The 23,716-nt window shown below is 73.4% G+C and carries 20 protein-coding genes and 1 pseudogene; 9 read left to right on the top strand and 12 right to left on the bottom strand.

Going from position 1 to position 23,716, the window contains the following annotated elements:
* Nucleotides 1-72: 72 nt before the first annotated feature.
* Nucleotides 73-1,320 (top strand): SUKH-3 domain-containing protein, encoded by a 1,248-nt coding sequence (locus tag LDL48_RS07425; protein ID WP_225254274.1) that lies wholly within the window; start codon nucleotides 73-75, stop codon nucleotides 1,318-1,320.
* Between the two features lie 54 nt (nucleotides 1,321-1,374).
* On the opposite strand, the gene LDL48_RS07420 is transcribed toward LDL48_RS07425, so the two are convergent.
* The 3 genes from LDL48_RS07420 to LDL48_RS07410 are packed head-to-tail and all read right to left on the bottom strand — an operon-like array spanning nucleotide 1,375 to nucleotide 5,490.
* Complete coding sequence (locus tag LDL48_RS07420; RefSeq protein WP_225254273.1) at nucleotides 1,375-1,788, bottom strand: TFIIB-type zinc ribbon-containing protein; 414 nt, start codon at nucleotides 1,786-1,788, stop codon at nucleotides 1,375-1,377.
* A gap of 1 nt (nucleotide 1,789) precedes the next feature.
* On the bottom strand, nucleotides 1,790-3,043 hold the full coding sequence (locus tag LDL48_RS07415; RefSeq protein ID WP_225254272.1) for a glycosyltransferase 87 family protein: 1,254 nt from the start codon (nucleotides 3,041-3,043) through the stop codon (nucleotides 1,790-1,792).
* Nucleotides 3,040-5,490: a putative bifunctional diguanylate cyclase/phosphodiesterase gene (locus LDL48_RS07410; protein ID WP_372472070.1), complete on the bottom strand. Its 2,451-nt coding sequence runs from the start codon at nucleotides 5,488-5,490 to the stop codon at nucleotides 3,040-3,042. The genes LDL48_RS07415 and LDL48_RS07410 overlap by 4 nt, the downstream gene beginning before the upstream one ends.
* A gap of 601 nt (nucleotides 5,491-6,091) precedes the next feature.
* On the opposite strand from LDL48_RS07410, the gene moaC reads away from it, so the two are divergent.
* From moaC to LDL48_RS07390, 4 genes are read left to right on the top strand one after another with little or no spacing between them, the layout of a single operon-like run.
* On the top strand, nucleotides 6,092-6,583 hold the full coding sequence (gene moaC / locus LDL48_RS07405) for a cyclic pyranopterin monophosphate synthase MoaC (protein WP_225254270.1): 492 nt from the start codon (nucleotides 6,092-6,094) through the stop codon (nucleotides 6,581-6,583).
* Nucleotides 6,556-7,062, top strand: coding sequence for a MogA/MoaB family molybdenum cofactor biosynthesis protein (locus LDL48_RS07400; protein WP_225254269.1), 507 nt, complete (start codon nucleotides 6,556-6,558; stop codon nucleotides 7,060-7,062). The genes moaC and LDL48_RS07400 overlap by 28 nt, the downstream gene beginning before the upstream one ends.
* Before the next feature lie 9 nt (nucleotides 7,063-7,071).
* On the top strand, nucleotides 7,072-8,298 hold the full coding sequence (locus LDL48_RS07395) for a molybdopterin molybdotransferase MoeA (protein WP_225254268.1): 1,227 nt from the start codon (nucleotides 7,072-7,074) through the stop codon (nucleotides 8,296-8,298).
* Nucleotides 8,295-8,714, top strand: a complete 420-nt coding sequence (locus tag LDL48_RS07390; RefSeq protein ID WP_225254267.1) for a molybdenum cofactor biosynthesis protein MoaE — start codon at nucleotides 8,295-8,297, stop codon at nucleotides 8,712-8,714. Before LDL48_RS07395 ends, LDL48_RS07390 begins: the two co-directional genes overlap by 4 nt.
* Here LDL48_RS07390 and LDL48_RS07385 read toward each other — a convergent pair whose 3' ends face one another.
* Both LDL48_RS07385 and LDL48_RS07380 read right to left on the bottom strand, forming a co-directional pair.
* Nucleotides 8,715-10,070, bottom strand: coding sequence for a glycosyltransferase 87 family protein (locus LDL48_RS07385; protein WP_225254266.1), 1,356 nt, complete (start codon nucleotides 10,068-10,070; stop codon nucleotides 8,715-8,717).
* A gap of 147 nt (nucleotides 10,071-10,217) precedes the next feature.
* Nucleotides 10,218-10,760, bottom strand: a complete 543-nt coding sequence (locus LDL48_RS07380; protein WP_225254265.1) for a DoxX family protein — start codon at nucleotides 10,758-10,760, stop codon at nucleotides 10,218-10,220.
* 76 nt (nucleotides 10,761-10,836) lie between these two features.
* Here LDL48_RS07380 and LDL48_RS07375 point away from each other — a divergent pair, with 76 nt between their 5' ends.
* Nucleotides 10,837-11,340 (top strand): GNAT family N-acetyltransferase, encoded by a 504-nt coding sequence (locus tag LDL48_RS07375; RefSeq protein ID WP_225254264.1) that lies wholly within the window; start codon nucleotides 10,837-10,839, stop codon nucleotides 11,338-11,340.
* On the opposite strand, the gene LDL48_RS07370 is transcribed toward LDL48_RS07375, so the two are convergent.
* Nucleotides 11,341-12,543: an ATP-binding protein gene (locus tag LDL48_RS07370; protein WP_225254263.1), complete on the bottom strand. Its 1,203-nt coding sequence runs from the start codon at nucleotides 12,541-12,543 to the stop codon at nucleotides 11,341-11,343.
* Between the two features lie 100 nt (nucleotides 12,544-12,643).
* Nucleotides 12,644-13,333 (bottom strand): LppU/SCO3897 family protein, encoded by a 690-nt coding sequence (locus LDL48_RS07365; RefSeq protein ID WP_225254262.1) that lies wholly within the window; start codon nucleotides 13,331-13,333, stop codon nucleotides 12,644-12,646.
* A gap of 200 nt (nucleotides 13,334-13,533) precedes the next feature.
* Between LDL48_RS07365 and LDL48_RS07360 the strand changes: the two genes are divergently transcribed.
* Complete coding sequence (locus LDL48_RS07360; protein WP_225254261.1) at nucleotides 13,534-14,151, top strand: prepilin peptidase; 618 nt, start codon at nucleotides 13,534-13,536, stop codon at nucleotides 14,149-14,151.
* A gap of 724 nt (nucleotides 14,152-14,875) precedes the next feature.
* Here the strand turns inward: LDL48_RS07360 and LDL48_RS07355 are convergent.
* The 5 genes from LDL48_RS07355 to LDL48_RS07335 all read right to left on the bottom strand — a co-directional run bounded on the left by LDL48_RS07355 (nucleotide 14,876) and on the right by LDL48_RS07335 (nucleotide 21,940).
* Complete coding sequence (locus tag LDL48_RS07355) at nucleotides 14,876-18,061, bottom strand: UvrD-helicase domain-containing protein (RefSeq protein WP_225254260.1); 3,186 nt, start codon at nucleotides 18,059-18,061, stop codon at nucleotides 14,876-14,878.
* A gap of 120 nt (nucleotides 18,062-18,181) precedes the next feature.
* Nucleotides 18,182-19,624: a metallophosphoesterase gene (locus LDL48_RS07350; protein ID WP_225254259.1), complete on the bottom strand. Its 1,443-nt coding sequence runs from the start codon at nucleotides 19,622-19,624 to the stop codon at nucleotides 18,182-18,184.
* A gap of 18 nt (nucleotides 19,625-19,642) precedes the next feature.
* Entirely contained in the window at nucleotides 19,643-19,891 is a 249-nt protein-coding gene (locus LDL48_RS07345) for a MoaD/ThiS family protein (RefSeq protein WP_225254258.1), read from the bottom strand.
* Nucleotides 19,892-19,893: 2 nt separating this feature from the next.
* Entirely contained in the window at nucleotides 19,894-20,979 is a 1,086-nt protein-coding gene (moaA, locus tag LDL48_RS07340) for a GTP 3',8-cyclase MoaA (protein WP_225254257.1), read from the bottom strand.
* Nucleotides 20,980-21,058: 79 nt separating this feature from the next.
* Complete coding sequence (locus tag LDL48_RS07335; protein WP_225254256.1) at nucleotides 21,059-21,940, bottom strand: fructosamine kinase family protein; 882 nt, start codon at nucleotides 21,938-21,940, stop codon at nucleotides 21,059-21,061.
* Nucleotides 21,941-21,996: 56 nt separating this feature from the next.
* On the opposite strand from LDL48_RS07335, the gene LDL48_RS07330 reads away from it, so the two are divergent.
* Nucleotides 21,997-22,503: a GNAT family N-acetyltransferase gene (locus LDL48_RS07330; RefSeq protein WP_225254255.1), complete on the top strand. Its 507-nt coding sequence runs from the start codon at nucleotides 21,997-21,999 to the stop codon at nucleotides 22,501-22,503.
* A 100-nt stretch (nucleotides 22,504-22,603) separates the two neighbouring features.
* Nucleotides 22,604-23,629: pseudogene (locus LDL48_RS07325) on the top strand (DUF4192 domain-containing protein); the annotation flags it as partial.
* Nucleotides 23,630-23,716: the final 87 nt, after the last annotated feature.

The raw sequence follows: 23,716 nt of genomic DNA, 5'->3' as shown, positions 1-23,716 counted from the left end.
CAGACATTACCGGGCCGCGCGGCTTCGCGTTGTCCGGTAGTTTCACCCCGCGAGAACGTCAGGAGGTGCTCGATGATCACGCGCACGGAGGCCGAGGAGATCGCCGCGGGGTGGGCGCGCCGGGAGTCGGAGCGCCGGGGGTACGCGTGCACGCCGATGGTCTCCGAGTTCGATCTGGGCTTCGTGGTGTGGACGATGCAGCCGCCGACCGTGCTGCCGATCCCGGGTGACGGGGCGCGCACGGTGATCGACCGGGAGACCGGTGCGGTCGCCACCTATCCGGGCGTGCCGGCCGACGTGGTGGCCGACCTGTACCGGGCGCACCGGCCCGCTCTGGCCGCGCAGCGCCGCACCGCCGATCCCGAGGTGGAGCTGCGCCGCAACGCGCGCCGCCGGCCCAGCCCGACCAGCGCCGCGCACCTCACTGTGGACGGTCGGCTGCTGGTGGCCCGCGGCGCCAAGGGCGATCAGGAGATCCGGCACCATCCGCTGGTGCTCCGGCAGCTCGGCACGGTCGACCCGCGCCGCCTGGTGCGCGGTGCCGAGCGGCACGCCGAGCTGCTCGTGCTCTCCGACGCGCTGTACGAGGCGGATCGGGTGCGGGCGGCGGCCGGTGCGGCGCCGATCACGCTGGACGAGGCGCGCGCCTGGTTGCGTACCGCGGGATTCGAGTCCTTCTTCGTCCGCGAGAGCGGCGACCCGCTGGCCGGGGAGCGGTCCCGGCCGTGCGAGACGTGCCTGGTGGCGCTGGTCGACTTCGCGTTGCTGCCGTGGTCCGACCTGGCGTTCGCGGAGGAGTGGCCGGCGGGGCACTCGGACCGGGTCGCGCAGAGCGGGCGGTTCCCGGCCGAGGTGGCCGGTCAGCTGGCGGACGCGGGATGGACGCCGATGCACCGCGAGTCGGCCGAGGTGCTGGCGGATCTGGCGATCAACGACGTGGTCCGGGTGGCCGGCCTCCGGCACCGGCACCGGCCGTTCCCGGCGGTCCGGGAGGTGCTGACGGATTTCCCGGCGCTCAGCTCGGGGCGCCGCGGCGCGGGGGCGCGGCGGGCGATCCGGCAGTTCACCATCGCGCCGCTGGAGGCCGCGCACACCGCCGACGGGCTGGCCGAACTGGCCGAGGTGGTGGGCGCGCCGCTGTTTCCGCTGGGCGTGGAGGCGCGGGGTGACGCGATCCTGGCGATCGACGACCGCGGCCGGGTGTTCGCGCTGGACCAGGGCGGGGAGTGGTTCCTCGGCGAGGGCATCGACGCGGTGCTGACCGGCCTGCTCACCGGGGACGGCCCGGCGGAGCGGATCCGCGACGACGGCACCTGGTAGGCACGCCGGCGCCGCCCCGCGACCACGACCGCGGGGCAGCGCGCGGGGCGTGACCTAGTCGAAGAGCTCGTTCAGGAAGCTCTTCTTCTTACGCTTGTTGTGGTAGTGGCCGTGGTGGCCGTATCCGCCCTGCCCGTAGGCCGGGGCACCCTGCTGGTAGCCGGGCTGCGGCTGGCCGTACCCGGGCTGCGGCGGGTAGCCGGGCGGCTGCTGAGGATAGCCACCGGGGGCGGGCGGCGCCGGGGGCGGCGGTGCGTAACCGCCGGGCGGCGGGCCGGCCGGCTGCTGTGGCCGGGGCGGGGCGCCCGGGGCCTGCTGGTTGTTCCAATTGGTCTCGGCCTCGAAGAGTTTTTCCAGCTCACCGCGGTCGAGGAAGATCCCGCGGCACTCGGTGCACTGATCCACGGTGACGCCGCTGCGCTCGTACACCCGCATGTCGCCGTGACACTTCGGACAGGTCATCTGCATCTCACAAACGGTACAAGGCCGCGTCCCGTCGCGGGGCTGTTGTACCTGTGGGATTCCTGAGTGCCGCCGCCCAGACCAGCAGCGCGATCGGGTACAGCAGGTACCCGAACCGGGTGGTCGGCATCAGCAGGATCGCGGCGAGCAGACCGTACCCGCAGAACAGTGCGGCCGTGGTGGCCGTGCGCGGCGGGCGCCGCAGCAGCAGCACGGCGATCGCCGCACCGGCCGCGACCAGCAGCCCGGCCGCGAGGTAACGCCCGCCGGGCAGCGCGGACGCGATCAGGTAGCCGGGGAACGGGGACTGCGCCGGGCTGGTCACCAGGCCGAGTCCGAGCGGGAACCGGATCACGTTCTCCACGAACGCGTCGGAGTCCACCGCGAACGCCGGCACCAGCGCCAGCACCGGGAGGCCGAGCGCACCGGGCAGGAACCGGCGGCCGTGCCGGGTGGCGACGGCCAGCACGGCCAGCACGATCAGCACCGGCAGGGCGAACAGTTTGAGGGCCGCGGCCGCGCCGATCGCGAGGCCGGCGGCGCCGAACCGGTCGGCCGCGCAGCAGGCGAGGGCGAGCAGGGCGAGGGCCAGCACCGGCAGGTCGTCGCCGCCGGTGGCCAGCGTGAGGGCACAGATCGGGAGTACGGTCGCCGCCTGGATGCCGCGGACCGGTGCCGGCCGGCCGGTGCCGCGGAGCACCTGCCACGCACCGAGCAGCGCGGCGACGGTGGCGACCGCGAACCAGACCCGCGCGTCCGTCCACCAGCCGTCGCCGGCCCAGGCACGGGGGAGTCCGAAGATCGCCATGCCCGGCTGGTACGGGCTGTATCCGAGCAGTTGTTCCCCGGGCGGCAGGGCGGCGATCGCGTCCGGTGCCAGGTAGGGGGTGCCGGTGGCGGCGAGCCGCTCACCCATGTGCTCGACGACCAGCACCTCCTCCTGTGCCCGGTCGGTCCGCCCACCGGCCCGCTGCACCGCCTGCACGACCAGCGGCAGCAGCGCGACCCCGGCGAACGTGACCCAGGTGAGCAGCATCCGGCCGGCCGGCCGGCGCAGCACGAGCTGCCCGGCCACCACCGCGCCCGCGGCCAGGTACGCCCACGCCGCGACCGCACCCCAGGCGCGGTGCGGGAGCAGTGTGGAGGTCAACGCGGTGAGCAGTGCGAACCCGGCGGCGAGCGCGTAGAGGCCGGCGTCGGCGGCCAGCCCTCCGGCGGCCCGGTCCGCGCGTGTGAGCAGGGTGCCGGGGGCGATGGTCACGCCGGCAAGTGTGGCAGAGCCGATCTGCCCCGGCCGCCGGGACGGCGCTTCGGCATGCGGACGACGGAACCGGCGGTGTGCAGCGGGTCGGCCAGCACCCCGGGCCGGCCGGCGGAGCCGCGCTGCAGGGCGGCGAGCATCCGGCCGGCGCGCATCGGGCGGGCGAACAGGTGGCCCTGGCCGGCGATGCAGCCCAGCTCCCACAGCGCGTGCCGTTGCGGTTCGCTCTCCACGCCCTCAGCGACCACGGTGAGCCGCAGGCTGCGGGCCAGGTCCACGGTGGACCGGATGACCGCCGCCGCCTCGGACGAGGTCTCCACCGCCTTGACGAACTCGCGGTCGATCTTCAACTGGTGCACCGGGATCCGGGACAGCACCGACAGCGACGAGACGCCGGTGCCGAAGTCGTCCAGAGCCAGCCGCACGCCGGCGCCGCGCAGCTCCCGCAGGGCCCGCTCGACCACTTCCAGCTGGCTGATCGTCAGGGTCTCGGTCAGCTCCAGCACCAGCCGGTCGGGCGGCACGGCGTGGCTGGCGAGGCGGGCCAGGACGGCGGGCGGGAACCCGGGATCGAGCAGGCTGCGGGGCGACACGTTGACCGCGACCGGCAGGTCGAAGCCGGCCTCCCGCCAGGTGCCGAACGCGGACAGCGACTGCTCCAGGACGGCGTCGGCGAACGCGGGCAGCTGCCCGGAGCGTTCCACGGTCTCCAGGAACTGCAGCGGCGTGAGGTCGCCGTGTTCCGGGTGGTGCCAGCGGGCCAGCGCCTCGGCGGACACCACCTCGCCGGTGCCGAGGTCGACGATCGGCTGGAAGTCGACGACGAACTCGTGTTCCCGGACGGCCCGGTGCAGCTCGCCGCCGAGCATGAGCCGGCCGACGTCCGCGGTGTCCCGGGCGTGTACGTAGTTGACGATCCGCTGATTCGAGCGTTTCGCCTGGTACATCGCCACGTCGGCGCGCCGCAGCAGCTCGGTGACGCCGCCGGTGCCGGGCACCAGGGCGATGCCGCCGGACGCCTCGACGGTGAGCCGCATCCCGTCCACCTCGATGCTGCGGCTCAGCGCGGCCAGCAGCGTGTCGGCGCGGTGCGCGGCCACCGCGGGCGTGGGCAGGCCGCTCAGCAGCACCGCGAACTCGTCGCCGCCGAGCCGGGCCACCAGGTCCCCGGGGCGGGCGGCCTCGCGCAGCCGTTCCGCCACCGCACACAGCACCCGGTCCCCGGAGTTGTGCCCGAGCGTGTCGTTGACCTCCTTGAAGTGGTTGAGGTCGATCAGCAGCAGCGCGAACATGCCCTCGTCGATCCGGGACTCGAACGCCTCGGCGGCGCGCTCCAACAGCTGGCGGCGGTTGGCGAGCCCGGTGAGCGGGTCGTGGGTGGCGGCGTGGGCGTGCTCGGCGGAGATCCGCTGCAACTCCGCGTACGCCAGGGCGTTGCCGATCGCGGTGGACAGCCCGGACGCGAACGCCTGCAGCTTGTACGTCTCCGGCTTGGTCAGGCGCACCGCACCGCCGGACCGCAGCCGCAGTACCCCGATCGGCGCCTCGCCGTCCTGCCCGGCCAGCTCGGCCGGAATCATCGGACCGGGAAGGTCCTCCGCCTCCGCGGGGTCGCCGTCGTACGTCACCGCGCTGCGCGTCCCGCGGACCAGCCGGTCGCCGTCCGGCCGGTAGAGCTGGACCTCGGCCTGCTCGACGGAGAAGAGCTGGGGTGCGCGGGTCACCGCCGAGTGCAGCACCGCGGCCAGGTCGACGTCGTTGAGTTCCTCGGTGGCGTTGGCGAGCTGCTGCCAGGACCGGCGTTCCTCCTTGCTGCGGGAGTGACCGGTCTGCCAGAGATGGATGCAGAGCACCAGCGGCGGGACGACGAGCAGCAGGCTCTCGTCGGCCATCAGGATGGCGGGCACCAGGATGGCCACGGCGTAGCGGGCGATCATCGAGACGATCCGGAGCTCGATGTTGACCCGGACCATGGAGCGCAGCCGCATGCGGTTGGCCAGCGCCACCACCGGGACGCTCAGGCTTTCGTCGACGATCCACATCGCCACCACCGCGAGCGCCACCGTGGCGGCGTGCAGTCTGGGCTCGTCCGGGTAGCCGATCCCGGCGATCAGGTAGATCGCGGCGGCGGTCGCGGCGACCAGGGTCTCCTTGGCGACGCTGAAGACCGAGCGCTGGAGCGGCTTCTGCTCGATGACGCGGGCTCCGGCGATGGCCACCGCGGTGCACAGCACCACCCAGGCGGCCGGGACCACGGTGAGGCCGATGAGCACGGCCACCTCGGTCCAGGAAATGCCGAACTGACTGCTCTGCACGCGGATCGACACCGAGGTGCGGCTCGCCAGGGCGATGCCGAGCACCAGGCCGACCAGCATGCCGGGGTGCGGCACCGGGTGCTCGGACAGCAGCAGCGCGCCGGCCGACCAGGCGATGGCGCCGCAGCCCATAACGACGACGAGACCGATCAGCAGCCGGAGCTGCTTACCGGTCACGTCGTCGTTGGAACTTTGATCGCGGGTCAACCCGTTCCTCTCAACCGCGGCAGGTCGGCCTGGCCGTGGCGGACCCTCCACCAGCGTAGTTGGGGTCCAGGTCGGGTGCATCTACCTCAGCCCCACTCGATTCCGCGCATGGCGTTACTCCTAACCCCCTGTCGGTCGAGGTGCCGTTCGCGCGGCCCTCGTCCGATCGCTGAACCTGTCGTGTCGCGACGGACAGAACGTATGACACGAAGAGAGAAGTTGGTAGTGGTTTGTGTCCCTATGCGCAGAACGCGAGAACCCTCCGCGATCTAGTTACCGCGCGCTTATGGACGGAAACACAGAGCAATGTAATTACTGTGCGGGACGGTTTGTTCGCGATGCGGACAGTGGCGTTTCGATGACCGACATGATTGACAATCAATATCCACTCAGTTGTAGTTATCGAGAGACTCTCCGTGCCCCTGATCAGGGGATAGATCTTCGGACATTGTCGTACGGAAATTGTGCTGTGCGCGTCGCCGTAGCGCTAACTCACAAACTTGAAATGTTTCTATAAGCTCCCGTTATGCCCGACGAATCCCTGCTTACCCACGTGGATCAGACCGGCGCCGCGCGCATGGTGGACGTGTCCCGGAAGGAGGTGACCGTCCGCCGCGCCGTCGCCGCCGGGCGGCTGGTCACCACCGCGGAGGTGGTCGCCCTGCTCCGCGGTGACGGAGTGCCCAAGGGCGATGCACTCGCGGTAGCCCGGCTGGCCGGGATCATGGGTGCGAAACGGACCTCGGAACTCGTGCCGCTCTGCCACCCCATCGGGTTGCACGGGGTAACCGTGGACCTGGCCGTCACGGACCGCGGCGTCGACATCACTGCCACCGCGCGGACCGCCGACCGCACCGGCGTCGAGATGGAGGCGCTCACCGCGGTGGCGACCGCCGGCCTCGCGCTGATCGACATGGTCAAGGCGGTCGACCCCGCGGCGAGCATCGAGGCGGTGCGGGTCCTGCGCAAGGAGGGCGGCAAGACCGGCGAGTGGGTACGCCCCGAGGACCGGCCGTGAGGGCCCGGGTGATCGTGGCGTCGAACCGGGCCGCGGCCGGCGTGTACGCGGACACCAGCGGCCCGTTGCTGGTGTCCGGCCTGCGCGACCTCGGCTGCGAGGTGGACGACGCGCCGGTCGTGGTGCCCGACGGCGAACCGGTCGCCGAGGCGCTGCGCGCGGCCGTCGCGGACCGGGTGGACGTGGTGCTCACCAGCGGCGGCACCGGCGTCACGCCGACCGACCGCACCCCCGAGGCCACGCGCGGACTGCTCGACTTCGAGATCCCGGGCATCGCCGAGGCGATCCGGGCGTACAGCCGGGACCGGGTGCCCGCCGCGGCGCTGTCCCGGGGGCTGGCGGGCGTGGCCGGCCGTACCCTCGTGGTGAACCTGCCCGGCTCGACCGGCGGGGCGCGCGACGGTCTCGCCGTGCTCGGCCCGATCCTGCGGCACACCGTCGAGCAACTCCGCGGCGGCGACCACCCGGCGGCTGGATAGGCTCGGCGGGTGAGCGCGGACAGCACCCCGGTGGACTGGGAAGAGGCACGGGCCCTGGCCTATGCGGCGGGACGGTCGGCCGCCGGCCCGGCCGAGGCGGTGCCGTTGCCCGACGCGGACGGACGTACCCTCGCCGAACCGTTGCTGTCCCTCACCGACCTGCCGGCGTTCCCGACCGCCAGTATCGACGGGTGGGCGGTGCGCGGCACCGGGCCCTGGCGGCCGGTGGGCCGCGTGCTGGCCGGCGGCACCGCCCCCGTGCTGGACCACGACGGCACCTGCATGGAGATCGCCACCGGCGCGATGGTGCCGGCCGGTGCCGAGGCGCTGATCCGGATCGAGGACTCCACCCGCGACGACGCCGGGCTGGTGAGCGGCACGCCCCGCGCCGCCCCCGAGTGGCGCCTGCCCGGCGAGGAGGCCACCAAGGGCGAGGAACTGCTGCCGGCCGGCACCGCCGTCGACCCGGCGGTCATCGGCGTCGCCGCCACCTGCGGCTACGAGACGCTGACCGTCAGCGCCCAGCCGCGCGCCGCCCTGCTGGTGTTCGGCGACGAACTGCTCACCCGCGGCACGCCGGGCGACGGCCGGGTCCGGGACTCGCTCGGCCCGCAGGTGCCCGGCTGGCTGCGGCGGTACGGCGCGGTGATCGACCCCGGCGCGGTGCTCGGTCCGGTCCAGGACACTCTGGACGCGCACGTCGACGCGCTCCGGTCCGCGCTGGCCACGGCCGATCTGGTCTGCACCACCGGGGGCACCATGCACGGCCCGGTCGACCATCTGCACCCGGCGCTGGCCGCGCTCGGCGCCGAGTACGTGGTGAACACGGTCGCGGTCCGGCCCGGCTTTCCGATGCTGCTGGCCCGGCTGACCGGCGACGACGGGCGTACCCGCTTCCTGGCCGGCCTGCCCGGCAACCCGCAGTCCGCGGTCATCGCACTGATCAGCCTGGTGGCGCCGCTGCTGGCCGGCCTGCACGGCCGGGCGCTGCCGGCGCTGCCGCACGTCCGGGTCACCCGGGCGGTGCCGGGCCGGGGCAGCCAGACCCACCTGGCGCTGGCCGCGCTCGACCACGATGGACGGTCCGCCACGCCGGTCGGGCACGTCGGCTCCGCGATGCTCCGCGGCCTGGCCAACGCGCACGGCTTCGTGGTGGTCCGCCCGGACACCCAGGCGGCGGCCGGTGACACCGTGCCGTTCCTGCCGCTGCCGCTGCTGAAGGGGGAACGGCCGTGAGTGTGACGCTGGTGTGGGTCGGTGACGCGCCGCTGGACCTGGCCGCACACGAGGCCGCGGTGGCCGGCCCGCGCGCCGGCGCCGTGGTGTCCTTCCAGGGCGTGGTCCGCGACCACGACCACGGTCGCGGCGTCACGCTGCTGGAGTACGAGGGCCATCCCAGCGCCGAGGCGGTGCTCCGGGAGGTCGCCGCGGAGATCGCGGCCGACCCCGACGTGTACGCGGTGGCGGTCTCGCACCGGATCGGCACGCTGGCGATCGGCGACGTGGCCCTCGTCGCGGCGGTCAGCACGGCCCACCGGGCGGCGGCGTTCGCGGCCTGCGGGCGGCTGGTCGACGAGGCCAAGGCGCGGCTGCCGATCTGGAAGCGGCAGGTCTTCACGGACGGCGCCGAGGAATGGGTGAACTGCCCCTAGCTAGGGCGTGGGTCGCCGGGCCGGCGGTATCCGGCGCGTCACCGGCCGGCGCCGTAGCCAGCGGTTCACCGGGAACGCCGGAGCCACCCCCGGCCGCCAGGGCAGCGCGTTGATCAGCACGATCAGCGCCAGCGCGTACGCGTTCCCGCCGAGCAGCCCGGCCAGCCCGCCCACCTCGTCGGCCATCCACAGCGGAGCGACCACGAACAGCAGGACGACCAGCACCGCCGCCGAGGCGTACCCGGCTCCGGGGTGGCGGCTGCCGAACCCGCGCAGCGACCGTCGCGCCTGCACCCGCTGCCGAGCCGCGGCGTCCGCCAGGATCAGGATCGCCGGCAGCACCCACACCAGCTCGTGCGTCGGGGTGACCGGTCCGACGATCGCGCCGGTCAACCCGATCAGCGTGAACGCGGTGATCTCGTCGCCGTCGGCGTGCGCCGACCGGGCCCGGATCATGCCCACCGCAACCAGCAGCAGCGAGAACGACAGCCACAGCAGCACCGGGGTGGTCGCCGAGTCGTACAGGCGGGCCAGCACCCCGGCCAGCGACTGGTTCTCCACCCGGTCCACGCCACCGGTGCGGTCCAGCCGCCACAGCACCTCGCCGAACCACGCGGCCGTCTCCCGCGGCGCGACCAGCAACGCACCACCGGCCAGCGTGACCGCGGTGCCGGTCGCGGTGAGCGCGGCCCGCCACTGCCGGGTCACGGCGAAGTAGACGATGAACAGCGCCGGACCGACCGACAGCACGGTGGCCAGCCCGACGCCGGCGCCGGCCCAGGCACCGGTGGCCCAGCCCTTGCGCAGCAGCAGACCCACCGACCGGCGGTGTGCCGGCGCGGACGCCGGCCGGCCGGGCCACCACGCCGCCCGGCTCCGGGCCCAGGCGCCCCGCCGCAGGGCGACCACGTCCGCGGTGATCAGGCCGAACAGCACCAGGTCGAGGTGGCCCAGCCCGAGCGCCGCCCGGACCGGTTCGACGGCCAGCGCGGTCAGGGTCGCGACGAGCACCACCGGGCCGCGGCTCCGGCCGTACCGGCGGGCGACCGGGCCGACCAGCGCGATCAGGGCCAGCGCCAGCGCGGCCACGCCGACCAGTGCGAGCAGCCACCCGGCCACGGTCAGCGGCAGGACCGCGAGCGGCGTCAGCGCCCCGGCGGCGACCGGGGTCAGCGCCGCGCCGAGATGCGAGCCGGGCGCCCGGTAGGAGTACAGCCCGTCGCCGTCGAGCCAGCTGCGGAGGGCGTCGGTGTTCAGCTGCAGGCCGGCGAAGTCGTACCGGATCGCGTACCCGGCGGTCGCGACGGTCGCGACCGCCACCACCAGTCCGGCCATCATGGACCGTCGCGCGGTCAATCGGCCGCGCGCTCGTTCCATCACCGCCGGCATGCACGACCCCCGCGTCGCTCTCGTGTTCCGGGCACGGTTCTTCCCGTCGAGAGCTTAGAAGGCTCCGGCCACCCGTGTGGCCCCCGGACGTTCAACGCCGGGGGCGCGGGAAGGTCACCCCGGCAGCTTGCGACCGGCCGCGGCGGACATCGCGGCGATCTTCGCCTCCCGGCGTGCCGTGCGCACCGCGCGGCGGACCTCACGCTGGGAACGGCCGACCGCGTGCGTGGTGCGGTACTTCAGGCCGGGCTTGCCCTGGGTGTCGGCCACGGCCAGCAGCAGCCCGCCGAGCAGGCCGAGATTCTTCAGGAAGTGGACCTGGTGGCCGGACCGCTCCTCCTTCGGCATGCTCCAGAACGAGTGGCCGGCCAGCGTGGTGGGCACCAGGTTGACGGCCAGCACGGCGGCCGCCGGACGGGTCAGATGACCGGTCGCCAGCAGCAGGCCGGCCAGCACGTCCACGCCCGCCTTGACCCGCACCAGGTCGCGCGGCTCGGCGGGCAGGCGTGGGTCCGTTCGCTCGATCAGCGGACCGACCCGGTCGGTGACCCGCCTGGCGGTGTCCACCTTCGAGTCCGGATTGACGAGAATCTTCGCTCCGCTGACGACGAAGATCGAGGCGAGCATGGCGCGAGCGGCACTCCGTACGGGCTTCATAACGCTCGTTATACCCGCGTTGTGCCGGATCTGCGCGACATCCTGCGGATGGCCCGGTGGCGTAGGGTGCCGGTGCATGACCGAGCTGCGGGCGGAACGCCCCGACGACCTCCCCGGCATCCGCGCCGTGCTGGCGGCCGCGTTCGAGACCACCGCGGAGGCGGACCTGGTGGACGCGCTGCGCGCCGGCGACGCCTGGCTGCCGGAGCTGTCCGTGGTGGCCGTCGAGGACCACACGGTGATCGCGCACGCGCTGCTCAGCCGCATCGTGGTGGCCGGCCCGGACGGCGACGTGCCGGCACTGGCGCTGGGCCCGGTGGCGGTGCTGCCGGAGCGGCAGAAGCAGGGGCACGGCAGTGCGGTGATCCGCGACGCGCTGCTGCGGGCCGCCGGGGAGAGCCTGGTCGTGGTGCTCGGCGACCCGGCGTACTACGGCCGGTTCGGGTTCGGGCCGGGGGCGGCGCACGGGATCACCGGACCGTGGTCGTCGTTCGGCGACGCCTGGCAGGTGCTGCCGCTGCGCGGCCCGGTCGTACCCGGTGAGGTGCTCTACCCGCCGCCGCCCTGGAGTGCCGTCTAGTCAGGGTTGGGTACGCAGGTAGCGGCCGAAGTGCGGGACGGTGAACGCGACCGTCCCCCGCTCGCCGGAGTAGATCAGCCCCTTCTTGATCAACGCGTCCCGGGCCGGGGACAGGCTGGCCGGCTTGCGGCCCAGCGACGCCGCGATGTCGGAGGTGGGCACGGCGGCGTCCATGTCGTCCGCGGCGTCCCCGGCGAGCGTCGCCATCGTGCGCATGTACTCCCGCTCGGCCGGCGTGGCCCGCTCGAACCGGGAACCGAAGAAGCCCACGGCGAGTTCGGCCTCCGCCTCCGGGGCGGCGACCCGGACGTCGGCGTCGGTGACCGGCGACTGCGGCGCGTGGTCCCAGGTCGCCTTCCCGTACGCCTGGACGAAGTAGGGATAGCCGCCGGACTTCTCGTAGAGCAGGTCGAGCGCCTTCGGTTCGTACTCCACGTCCTCCCGGGCGGCGGGTGCGCACAGCGCCAGGTCGGCGGCGATCCGGTCCAGCCGGTCGATCCGCTGGTACCGGAACAGCCGCTCGGAGTACGACTTCGCCGCGGACAACACCGCCGGCAGGTGCGGCAGGCCGGCCCCGACGACGATCAGCGGCGCGCCGATCTGGGACAGCTCGTGGCAGGCGGCGCAGAGCGCGGACACGTCGGCCGGACCCAGGTCCTGCATCTCGTCGATGAACAGCGCGATGCCGGTGCCCACGTCGGTGGCGAGCGACGCCGCGTCGGTGAACAGCTCGACCAGGTCGATCTCGATGTCGCCGGAGTCGGCCCGGCCGCGGGCCGGCGGCACGTCGATGCCGGGCGCCCAGCGATCCCGCAGCTTCGCGTTGGCGTCGTTGGCTCGCAGCGCGAACGCCTTCAGCACGCCGAGCACCTCGTCCACCCGCTCCGGATCGCGGTGGTGCGGGGTCAGCTCGCGGATCGCCATGTGCAGTGCCGCGGAGACCGGGCGGCGCAGCGACTGGTCGGGCCGGGCCTCGATCTTGCCGGTGCCCCAGAGCCGCCCGATGGCCGCCGACCGCAGCGTGTTGAGCAGCACGGTCTTGCCCACCCCGCGCAGACCGGTGAGCACCAGGCTGCGCTCCGGACGGCCGCGGGCGACCCGCTCCAGCACCACGTCGAAGGCGTCCAGCTCACGGCCGCGCCCGGCCAGCTCGGGTGGGCGCTGGCCGGCGCCGGGAGCGTACGGGTTCCGCACCGGATCCACGGATAGCACCGTATCGGGCTCTCTAGCTGATGCGCTAGAGATGGCTATCGAGTCGCGTCTACGATTCTCTAGCTCATTTGCTAGAGAAGGCTAGAGCGTCCTACCGTTCCCGGAGGCAGAGCACGAAGTCGAGGCTGTCCAGCTCGCTGTCGTAGAAGAACCACTTCGTGTAGTTGCGCACCTTGCCGCACTTGCTCTCCGCGTCCGCCTCCCCGGTGGTGCGCCCGTCCACCCGCTTGAGCACCTCGAACGTCCCGCTCGCGCACGGCACGATCTTCATCTCCGGAACGCTCTCGGTGCCCTCGTTGCGGACACACTGCCCCTTGGCCACGAACCGGGCGTCCGAGCTGCTGCGCGGCTGCGGATCGGCGGCCTCCTCGGTGGCCGGTGGGACGGACGGCGCCACCGGACCCGGCCCGGTGCTGCGCAGCGGATCCTTGGGCCGGGTGAGCAGCCACGCGGTGGTGCCGAGGCCGCCGCAGATCAACAGGATCAGCACGACCACCAACGCCACCATCGGCGTGTTCCGGCGGCGCTGCGGCGCGACCGGCTGCCCCCAGACCGGCGGTGCGGTGTTGTGCATCGGCGCGGCGTACGGCGAGGGATAGCCCGTCGACGTCGACATGGCGGGCGGGACCGACGGAGGCTGCCCACCCCAGGCCGCCGACTCCGGCGCCGACGCGGTCGACTGCTCCCCCCACGGATCGGCGGGCGCGGTGTACGGCTCTTCGGAACCCCCACCGGACCACGGCTGCGACGGCGGGCCGGGATACGGGCCGTTTGCAGTCATCAGGGAGTCCTCCAGGAAGATTCGCTGTACGACACGGTAGCGTGCGGCCCCGCCGACCTCCCTCCCGGAATCGCGCGGATCAGTGGAGCAAGGACGGCATTTCGCCGCCAGTGTCGGTAACGCGACCCGAACCCGCGAGTTTTCCCCAGGGCCGCGAAAACGCGCCGTGCCGCGCGTACCGGTCCCGCTACGTTCCCCGCATGCTTCTCGCGACCGGCGTCGGTGCCGCGCTGTTCGGCGCGGCCGCGGCCGCGTGGGTTTTTCCAGGGGTACGCCCCGGTGCGGCGTCCCGTCGGTACTGGCACACGTGGCGGGCCGTCCCGGTCGGGGCCGCCGCGGCAGGGGGTCTCGGTGCCGTCGCCGGGCCGTCGCCGCTGCTGCCGGTGCTGATGACCGCGGTCGTGCTCGGCCTCCGCCTCGCCGAGGCCGACCTGCGCTCGTTGCGGCTGCCCGACCCCCTGGTCGGCGCGCTGGCCGCGGTCGTCGTGGTGCCGGTCGTCCTGCCGGGCGGCGGCACCGGCTGGTGGCGGGCCTGCCTGGCGGCGGCGCTGGCCGGGCTCGGGCACCTCGGGCTGGCGCTGCTGCCCGGCGACGGACTCGGCCTGGGCGACGTGAAGCTGGCCACGGTGCTGGCGTTCCTGCTCGGCTGGTTCGGGTGGCCGACCCTGGTCGCCGGCCTGGTGCTGCCACACCTGATCAACGGGCCGGTCGCGATCTGGCTGCTGCTCCGCCGCCGGGCCGGGCGCCGTACCCCGTTGCCGTTCGGGCCGGCCCTGCTGGCGGGCGCCGCCCTGGCCGTTCCGCTGACCGTCCGATGACCGCCTCGCGAGGCGCGCTGCCCAGGGCGGACAGCCGGGTTGGGCGAAGGCTGATCCGTCCTGTTTCCCGCGGCTACTAGTTACCTGTGTCCGCGGGTTCCTGTGTCCGCGGGGTTGCCTGTGGTCCGCCGGATCTAGCGGAGTGTTCAGATCTCTTGGAGGCGGAGGCGATTCTTGGAGCGAAATGGCCCCCGGGAGGGCGCGCCGCCTCCAAGATCTGCCCTCCCCTCCAACATCTTCAGTATCGCTGCTCGATTGTCGAGCGCGCCGTTGTCGCTCGTTGGGTTCGGGTGGCGCCGCGTGTGGCGTTCCGGCGCATAGCGCGCCACAACTTTGCACGCGGTGCTCGGGTGACAGGGGCGTGTGGGGATGCGGCGAGTAGCGCGCCTCTGCTCCGCACGTGGTGCTCGGGTGGCTGGGGCGTGTGGGGTTGCGGCGAGTGGCGCGCCTCTGCTCCGCACGTGGTGCTCGGGTGGCTGGGGCGTGTGGGGTTGCGGCGAGTGGCGCGCCTCTACTTCACACGCGGTGCTCGGGTGGCTGGGGCGTGTGGGGTTGCGGCGAGTAGCGCGCCTCTACTTCACACGCGACTCGGCGCGCTGGGCAGGGTGCGGCTGGGCTGGGCTGGGGTGGGCCGGGTGGGGTGAGGTGTGGCTGGGGGGCGGGGTGGCCGTCGACGCTTGTGGACCGTCCTCCGGGCGCCCGCCTGCCCGAGCCGGCGTGGCGTCTAGAGGAGGCGCAGCTGACGGTCCTTGGGGCGGGCCGGAACGGCGTCGCCCATGCGCTCGAACAGGCCGGCGTCGATCGCGTCCAGGAACGGCGTCGGGCCCTGCTCGCGTTCGCTGCCGTGGCGGAACCGGCGCGCCGCGTGCGACACGTACAACCGGTCCTGCGCCCGGGTTAGCCCGACGAAGAACAACCGGCGTTCCTCGGCGACCTCGTCGTCCGTCGGCGTGCCGCCCGGCCAGCGCAGCGGCAGCAGGCCGTCCTCGCAGCCGACCAGGAACACGACCGGGAACTCGAGACCCTTCGCGGCGTGCAGGGTGAGCAGGTTGACCGCCTCGGCCCGCGGGTCCAGCGCGTCCACCTCGGCGCCGGTGGCGATCTCCTGCAGGAACCGGGACGGGTCGTCGCCGATCCGGTGGGCCAGCGGCATCAGCAGCTCGGCGGCGGCCCAGATGTCGTCCGGGGCCAGTTGTTCCGCGTCCAGCGTCGGCGCCGCGTACCGCTGGGCCAGCACCTGCGCGGTCAGCTTGACCCGCGCGGGGAGCGATCCGCCCAGGCCGTCCGCGTGCCGGAGCTCGCGAGCGATCACCTGCACGCCGGCCCGGTCCCGGAGTCGATTGTGTGAGCGCTTCTGCACCGGCACGCCGGCCCGCGACAGCGCCTCCATGATCGGGCCGGACTGGGCGTCGGCGCGGTACAGCACCGCGATGTCCGAGAAGGACAGCGTGCCCGGCGCGACCGCGCGGGAGTCCACCCGGCCGGAGTCCAGCGACCGGTGCGACAGTCCGCCGACCAGTTCGTCCACGGTACGGACCACGAAGTCGGCCTCGTCCGCGACGCTCGCCGCGAAGTACCGGCCCACCAGCGGCGACTCCGGGTCCAGCCGGGCCGGGTCCAGGCGCCGCCCGCGCACCAGCGAGGTCGGCGCGATGGCCTGCACGGCGGCGGCCAGGATCGGCGCGGACGAGCGGTAGTTGCGGGTCAGGCGGACCAGGCGGGCGTCGGTGAAGTCGGTGTTGAAGCGCAGGAAGTACCGGACGTCGGCGCCGCGGAACGAATAGATGGCCTGGTCCGGGTCGCCGATCGCGCAGAGGTTGCCGTCCGCGGGGCTGAGCAGCCGCAGCAGTTCGTACTGCTGCTCGTCGACGTCCTGATACTCGTCCACGAAGATCCACTGCCAGCGCTTGCGGTACCGCTCGACCAGCGCCGGGTCGTCGCCGAGCAGGGTCACCGGCAAGGTGATCAGGTCGTCCAGGTCGACCAGGTCCTGCTGGCGGAGCAGCTTCGCGTACGCCGCATCGTCGTCCCCGGCCTGCTCCCGCGCCTGCGCCCGCTCGGTGTCGTCGGCGATCCGGAACGCCGCCGGCAGACCGGCCGCCTTGGCGTTCTCCCGCAGGATGGTCAGGCCGACCGAGTGGAACGTGCCGACCGTGATGTCCTCGGCCACGTCACCGAGCAGATGGTCGAGCCGTTCGCGCAGCTCCTCGGCGGCGCGCCGGGTGAACGTGATGGCCAGGCAGCGCTCCGGGAAGACCCCCAGCTCGGCACAGAGGTACGCGATCCGGTGGGTGAGCGTCCGGGTCTTGCCGGTGCCCGGGCCGGCCACGATCAGCAACGGTCCGCCCGGCGCCGAGGCGGCCACCCGCTGCATCGCGTCCAGCCGGTCCAGCAGGCCGGTGCCGACCTCTTCCATCCCGGCCAGCATCGGCTCGAACGGCTCGTGCGGCGACGGCGGCGGCGCGATCGGCGGTGGCGGCGCCACCGGTTTGGGCGCCGGTTTCTTCTTCGCGGACTCGCGCGCCGGTGCGGTGGGCACCGGGGCCCGCCCGACCGCCGGGGCGGTGCGCTGCTGCGGCACGTCGAACAGCGTCTCAGCCTGCGGGGCGGCGGCGCGGTTCCGCAGTTCACCCGGCTCGAACAGGGTGATCACGCCGTACTCGCCGTCGTACCCGGGAATCCGCCGGACCGCGCCCCGCCGCAGCCGGGTGACGGCCTCGCGCAGCTGCTCGCCGCCGGCCCGGCCGATGTCGTCGACCGGCACTCTGCGCAGGATGTCGAGTTCCGCGCCGAGCGTCGCGACGACGTGGTTGAGCTGGGCCTCGACGGTCTTCGACTTGGCGCCCACGCCGTTGATCTCGCCGAGGATCTCGTGCAGCTGGATCAGGTGCTCGACCGCCGGGGCGCGCCGTCCCTCGCCGCCGGGCCGGTCGGCCAGATCCTCGACCCGGCTCAGCACGCCGACGGTCAGCGGCTTGCCGCACTCGGGGCAGCGTCCGGCGTTCTCCCGGGTCTGCGCGGGGGACCAGTTCACTCCGCAGGCGCGGTGGCCGTCCGCGTGGTACTTGCCCTCTTCCGGGAAGAACTCGAGCGTGCCGGCCAGGCCCCGCCCGTCCTTCACCGCGAAGTAGTCCGGGGTGCCGGTGAACAACGTCGCCTCGCGGGCCAGCGCGGCCGGCGAATGCGCGTCCGAATTGGACACCAGGCGGTACCGGTCCAGGCTGGAGACCCGCCAGTTCATCTCCGGGTCGGAGGACAGGCCCGTCTCCACCGCGGTGATGTGGTCCGCCAGGTCCGCGTAGCAGTCGGCGATCGCGTCGAAACCGGACTTGGAGCCGAGCGCGGAGAACCACGGCGTCCAGATGTGTGCCGGGACCAGGTACCCGTCGGGGCTGGCCTCGAGCACGATCTCCAGCAGGTCCCGGGAGTCCAGGCCGAGGATCGGGCGGCCGTCCGCGGTCAGGTTGCCGATCCGGCCCAGCGCGGTGTTGAACCGGGCGGCCGCCTCGAAGTCGGGCAGGTAGATCAGGTGGTGCACCTTGCGGGTGCGGTCGTCGCGCTTGTAGATCGTGGAGATCTCCACGCTGAGCATGAACCGGGCCGGCTCGCCGGCCTGCAGAATCGGCGGCAACTTGCGGGCGACGTCGCGTTCCGCTTCTCCGCTGAGCCGGAACAGGCCGGGCTCGGCGGCCGGGTGCAGGCTCTCCCGGAGGTGGTCGAACCACGCCGGGTGGGTGAAGTCGCCGGTACCGAGCAGCGCGATGCCCTTGCGACGCGCCCACCAGGCGAGATTGGGCAGCGTCAGGTCGCGGCTGCAGGCACGCGAGTACCGGGAGTGGATGTGCAGGTCCGCGACGTATGCGTCCGCGGCGACCGAGGACCCTGCGTTGTCCGAGGGCACGCGCTGCATCCTGTCATGTCGGCCGGTCCGCCTTCACGCCGCCACGCTCAAGCCGGATTAACGGATCTTGATGGCTGTAGAGCCGGGCCTCTTTCCGGTCAAGGGCGGTGGCGGGGCGGTTGGACGGGATCAGGGTGTGCGGAGTTCGATGAGGCTGACCTGCGGTGGGGCGCCGACGCGCACGGGCGGTCCCCAGAAACCGGCGCCGTTCGTCACGTACACCGGTACGCCGTCCACCTTGCCGAAGCCGGACACCACCGGTTGCTCCAGCCGGACCAGCAGGTTGAACGGCATCATCTGGCCGCCGTGGGTGTGCCCGGACACCTGCAGGTCCACGCCGTACCGGGCGGCGTCCCGGGCGACCACCGGCTGGTGGGCCATGAGGACGACCGGCCGGGCCGGGTCCCGGTCGCCGAGCGCGCGCTCGAAGTCCGGTGCGTCATCGAACTCGGCGCCACCCGGGTCGTTGACGCCGGCCAGGTCGAACGTGCCGCCGCGGGTGGTGATCTGCAGCCGCTCGTTGCGCAGCGGGCGCACGCCCAGCCGGGCCACCTCGTCGACCCACTGCTGGAAGCCGGAGTAGTACTCGTGGTTGCCGGTGACGAAGTACGCACCCTGCCGCGCCCGGATGTCCGCCAGCGGCGCGGCGAGCCGGCCCAGCTCTTCCACCGTGCCGTCGACCATGTCACCGACGATGCACACCACGTCGGCGTCGACCGAGTTGATCAGGTCCACGATCCGCCGCGCGTGGTCGGGGCCGGTCAGCGGGCCGAGGTGGATGTCGGACACGACGGCGAGCCGGGTGCCGTCCATCGCCCGTGGCAACTTCGCCAGCGGGATCTGCACCCGGTCGAGCTGCGGGCCGCCGAGCGCGGTCCGCACGCCGTAGCCGGTGATCCCGGCGGCGGTGAGACCCGCGAAGATCGCGGCACCACGGGCCAGCAGCAGGCGCCGCTCGATGCCGGTCCGGTTCTCGTCACCCGAACGGGTGTCGCCGCCGGCGGCCGTGGCCGATTCGGCCGCTCGGTCAGTGGTCGCGCCTGATTCGGCCGCGTGGGTGGTCGCGCCTGATTCGGCCGCATCCGGTGTGGCATGGCTCGGGTCGCCGGCCGCCGCGGTCGTGGCATGGCTCGGGTCGCCGGCCGTCGCGGTCGTGGCGTGGCTCGGGTCGCCGGCCGCTGTCGTCGTGGCGGTTCCGCCGGTGTTCTCCGGTGCGCCGGGCGCCGGGATCGCCGTCGAGCGGGCTCCGGACACCGGCAGGCCGGTTTCGGAGGAGCGGCCCCGGACCCAGGTCAGCGACACGATGAGGCGCGGGATCTCCAGCACGGCGAGGATCACCAGCAGGTAGAACATCAGGGCGATCCAGAGGTACCCCGGCCAGCCCAGCCAGGTGGCGTGGCCGGTGCGGGTGCCGATCAGGGTGGCCGGTACCAGGATGGCCAGCAGGACCATGAGGATGCCGCCGGCCCTCCGCGCCCGGCCGGGGGGCAGCGGATCACGGACGAGGCGTTTCCACAGGTACCAGTGGATGGCGAACAGCACCGCCAGCGCCACCGCGAAGAATACGAACACCGTTTCCCCCGTCTGTGCTCATCCGCCGGCGAACGGCGGCAGCACGTCCACGGTAGCCCCGGGTGGCAGGGTCGCCCCGCGATCGTGGCAGGTCAGGCCGTCCACCAGGAAGCTGGCCGCCTTGAGTACGACGGCGAGCCGTTCGCCGTGCCGGTCGGTCAGCACACCGACCAGGTCGTCGAGCGAGGCCGCGGTGACCGCCTCGGTGGAGACCCCCGCGGCGGCGCGTGCGCCGGCGAAGTAGCGCACCGTCAGGGCCGTCGTCACGATCAGCCGCCGATGGCCGACATGGGTCGCGCCGGCTGCAGGAAGGACGGATTGTCGATGCCGTGGCCGGGCTTCTTGCCCCACATCGCGACCCGCCAGGCGGTGGCGATGTCGTCGTCCGACCGGCCGCCGCGGAGCAGGCCGCGCAGGTCGGACTCGTCGGTGGCGAAGAGGCAGTTGCGCACCTGGCCGTCGGCGGTCAGCCGGGTGCGGTCGCAGTCGCCGCAGAACGGCCTGGTCACGCTGCCGATGACGCCCACCCGGGCGGGCCTGCCGTCGATGCCGACGTGGCCGGGGACCAGCCAGGTCTCGGCCGGCGCGGTTCCACGTGAAACCGAATCGGGAGTCAGGTCGAACTCGGCCAGGGACTGCAGGATGTCACCGGCGGTGACCATGGTGTGCCGGTCCCAGCGGTGCTGCGCGTCGAGGGGCATCTGCTCGATGAAGCGGAGTTCGTACCCGTGTTGCAGCGCGAAGCGCAGCAGCGCCGGCGCCTCGTCGTCGTTGACGCCCTGCATGAGGACGGTATTGATCTTGACGGGCGTGAGTCCGGCGGCGGCCGCGGCGCGCAGCCCGGCCAGGACGTCCGCGTGGCGGTCGCGGCGGGTCAGGGTCGCGAAGCGCACCGGGTCGACGGTGTCCAGCGAGACGTTGACCCGGTCCAGCCCGGCGTCCCGCAGCGGTGCGGCGAGACGGTCGAGCCCGATGCCGTTCGTGGTGATCGACAGTCGCGGCCTCGGGCGCAGCGCGGCGGCGGACTGGACGATGCCGAGCAGCCCGCGGCGGAGCAGGGGCTCGCCGCCGGTGAAGCGGACCTCGGTCACGCCGAGCTGTTCGACCGCGATGCGGATGAGCCGGTTCACCTCGTCGTCGGTCAGCTGCTGCTCGCGCGGCAGCCAGGCGAGGCCCTCCTCCGGCATGCAGTAGGTGCAGCGGAGGTTGCACCGGTCGGTGAGCGAGACGCGCAGGTCGGTCGCCACCCGCCCGTAGCGGTCGGCGAGCGTACTGCCGGCCGGTAGGTCGTCGGCCACCGGCGCTCCGGGCGCGACGATCTGCGGAGCACCGATCGGCCCAGGAAGCTCGCTCATCGGCCAAATCTAGCCCGTGCCGCGGCGGTTCCGCCGTAGCGGTGTCCACCCTGTGGACCGGGACAGCGCTAACAGTCGGTCAACCGGGCCGGATCGCGTCCGCGGCGGTCCGGACCGCGCCCGAGTAGGCGGCCCCGAAGGACGCCGTGTGCACCAGCAGGAGGTGCAGTTGGTGCAGCGGCACGCGCTGCCGCCAGCCGTCCGCCAACGGGTACGCCTCCTGGTACGCCGCGAGGATCCGGTCCAGGTGCGGCGCCCCGCCGAACAGGGCCAGCGCCGCCAGGTCGGTCTCCCGGTGTCCGCCGTGTGCCGCCGGGTCGATCAGCCGAGCGCGTCCGTCGGCCGCCCACAGGACGTTGCCCGACCACAGGTCACCGTGGGTACGGGCGGGCGGTTCGCTTCCGCCGTACCGCTCAATGGTGTTGATGATCCGCTCGACGGCCGCGACGTCGTCCACGGAGAGCGCGCCGCGATCGGCCGAGCTGCGCAGGTACGGCAGGAGCCGGCGCTCGGCGAACCAGGCCCCCCAGGGTCCGGCCGACGGCGTGTTGTCCAGCGGCAGCGGGCCGATGAACCCGGGCCGGTCCGCGCCGAAGGTGTCCGCCCCGGCGCGATGCGTCCCGGCCAGGTCCCGGCCGAGCCGTTCCGCCGCCTCGGGAGACGGTTCGCCCGGCTCGATCCACTCCATCGCCAGCATGTCCGGGAGTGCCACCAGCACCTCGGGGACCGGTACCGACCCGGCGTCGGCGAGCCAGCGCAGGCCGGCCGCCTCGGTGGCGAAGAAGCCCTCCGGCGCGGTCCCGGACGGCCACGTCTTGGCGAAGACCGAGCTGCCGTCGTCCAGGGTCAGGCGCGACGCGGTGCACACGTGGCCGCCGGACACCGGGGTCTCGCGGAGCCGCTGATGGGTGAGAAATGTCGGGAGGTGCTGCGGGTGCGCGCGCAGGTACGCCAGATCCACGGCCTTATCTTCCACTTCGGGTTACGGGCCCCGGAAATCGGAGTCAAAATGTCGGCATGAGCCCTGTCACGGTGCGTTCGTACCGGCCCAGCGATCACAACGCGTGCCGTCGCCTCTACGCGGAGCTGACCCTGCAGCACCACGACATGTACGGCGACGGTGTCACGGACGACGACGGCGCCGCGTTCGAGGAGTACCTCACGCGCCTCGACCTGAGCGGCCTCTGGGTGGCCGACCACGCGGACGACGGCGTGATCGGACTGGTCGGCCTGATCATGCGGGACCGGGCCGGCGAGGTGGATCCGGTCGTGGTCACCGCCACGCACCGGCACAAGGGCGTGGGCCGCAAGCTGCTGCGGCACGTCGCCACCGAGGCCAAGAAGCGCAGCATGCAGTCGCTCACCATCTCCCCGGCGTCGCGCAACGTGGACGCCATCCGGAGCCTGCACGCGGCCGGCTACGACGTGGTCTCCTCGATCAAGCTGACCATGGACCTGGGCCGGCACGAGCACGCCTGGCAGCCGGACGGACTCGAACTGCACGAACTGCAGTTCCGCTCCTGACCTGCGCCGGGGCGATCCGCCCTGTGGATGACCGGCGTGTCGTCCACAGGCCGGCAAACCGGCACGCCGCGCCCGGCCGGCACCCGCCACGCTGCCTGGCATGACATCCGAGCACACCCTCAAGGTCAGTTCCCCGGCCGAACTCATCACCGCCGTGCCCTATCTGCTCGGCTTCCATCCGGCGGACAGCGTCGTCGTGGTCGCGGTGCACGAGAAGACCGTGATGTTCGCGGCGCGCCACGACCTGCCGGCGCCGGGCGCGCCCGCGTCCGAGACCCAGGCCGATGCGGACTACCTGGCCGCGGTGGTGGCCCGGCAGAACGTCGACCAGACCCGGATCATCGGGTACGGGCCACCGGTCCGGGTCACGCCCGCCGTGCTCCGGCTCGCCGAGGCGCTCCGGCGGCTGGGCGTTCCGGTGGACGACGTGCTCCGGGTCGCCGACGGCCGGTACTGGTCGTACCAGTGCGAAGACCCGCGGTGCTGCCCGCCGGAGGGCACGCCGTACGCCCCCGAGCAGAGCGTGGTGGCCGCCCAGGCGACCTTTGCCGGCGCGGTGGCGCTACCCGACCGGGAGGCGCTGGTGGCGCAGGTCGCTGCCGTGACCGGCGCGGAACGGGAGGCGATGACCGCGGCCACCGCGCGAGCGCAGGCACGGCTCGCCGACCTGGTCGAGCCGCGGCCGCGCGGCGGTGGGTTCGCCCGGCTGGTCCGCCGCGCCGGGCGTGCGGCGGTGCGCGAGGCGGAACGCCGGTACCGGTCCGGCCGCCGGCTCACCGCGGACGAGGCCGCCTGGCTCGGGGTGCTGCTGGTCGACGTGCAGGTGCGCGACTACGCCTGGGAGCGGATCGGCGTGGAACAGTGGCGGGTCGGCCTCTGGACGGACGTGCTGCGCCGGGTGGAGTCCGCGTACGTGCCGGCGCCGGCGTGCCTGCTCGGGTACGCGGCGTGGCGTCTCGGGCAGGGCGCGCTGGCCCGGGTGGCGGTCGAGCGGGCGCTGGATGTCGACGAGGACTACCGGATGGCGATGCTGCTGCAGCAGGTGCTCGGGCTCGGCGTGTCACCGGCCATGGCGGCCAACGGGCCGGCGGCGGACCGGCTCGAGCTGGGCGGCGGGCCGGAACCCGGCTGGGATGTCCCGCCCGGGTTCGGTCGAGCTGGGCCGGCGCGGTTCGGTCCGGATGGCCGGGGCCGGTCTGGTTCCGATGGCCGG

Source organism: Jidongwangia harbinensis, assembly GCF_020216025.1.
GTDB lineage: Bacteria > Actinomycetota > Actinomycetes > Mycobacteriales > Micromonosporaceae > Actinoplanes > Actinoplanes harbinensis.
Note: the sequence above shows the minus strand (reverse complement) of the source record. Positions and strands in the feature narration are given on the sequence as shown.

Excerpts from the sequence above, each read along its gene's own strand:
- LDL48_RS07380 (WP_225254265.1), bottom strand. The coding sequence starts at position 10,760 with ATGAAGCCCGTACGGAGTGCCGCTCGCGCCATGCTCGCCTCGATCTTC.
- LDL48_RS07375 (WP_225254264.1), top strand. The coding sequence starts at position 10,837 with ATGACCGAGCTGCGGGCGGAACGCCCCGACGACCTCCCCGGCATCCGC.
- LDL48_RS07420 (WP_225254273.1), bottom strand. The coding sequence starts at position 1,788 with ATGCAGATGACCTGTCCGAAGTGTCACGGCGACATGCGGGTGTACGAG.
- LDL48_RS07410 (WP_372472070.1), bottom strand. The coding sequence starts at position 5,490 with ATGGGCTGCGGCGCCATCGCCTGGTCGGCCGGCGCGCTGCTGCTGTCC.
- moaC (WP_225254270.1), top strand. The coding sequence starts at position 6,092 with ATGCCCGACGAATCCCTGCTTACCCACGTGGATCAGACCGGCGCCGCG.
- LDL48_RS07355 (WP_225254260.1), bottom strand. The coding sequence starts at position 18,061 with ATGCAGCGCGTGCCCTCGGACAACGCAGGGTCCTCGGTCGCCGCGGAC.
- LDL48_RS07360 (WP_225254261.1), top strand. The coding sequence starts at position 13,534 with ATGCTTCTCGCGACCGGCGTCGGTGCCGCGCTGTTCGGCGCGGCCGCG.
- LDL48_RS07330 (WP_225254255.1), top strand. The coding sequence starts at position 21,997 with ATGAGCCCTGTCACGGTGCGTTCGTACCGGCCCAGCGATCACAACGCG.
- LDL48_RS07365 (WP_225254262.1), bottom strand. The coding sequence starts at position 13,333 with ATGACTGCAAACGGCCCGTATCCCGGCCCGCCGTCGCAGCCGTGGTCC.
- moaA (WP_225254257.1), bottom strand. The coding sequence starts at position 20,979 with ATGAGCGAGCTTCCTGGGCCGATCGGTGCTCCGCAGATCGTCGCGCCC.
- LDL48_RS07425 (WP_225254274.1), top strand. The coding sequence starts at position 73 with ATGATCACGCGCACGGAGGCCGAGGAGATCGCCGCGGGGTGGGCGCGC.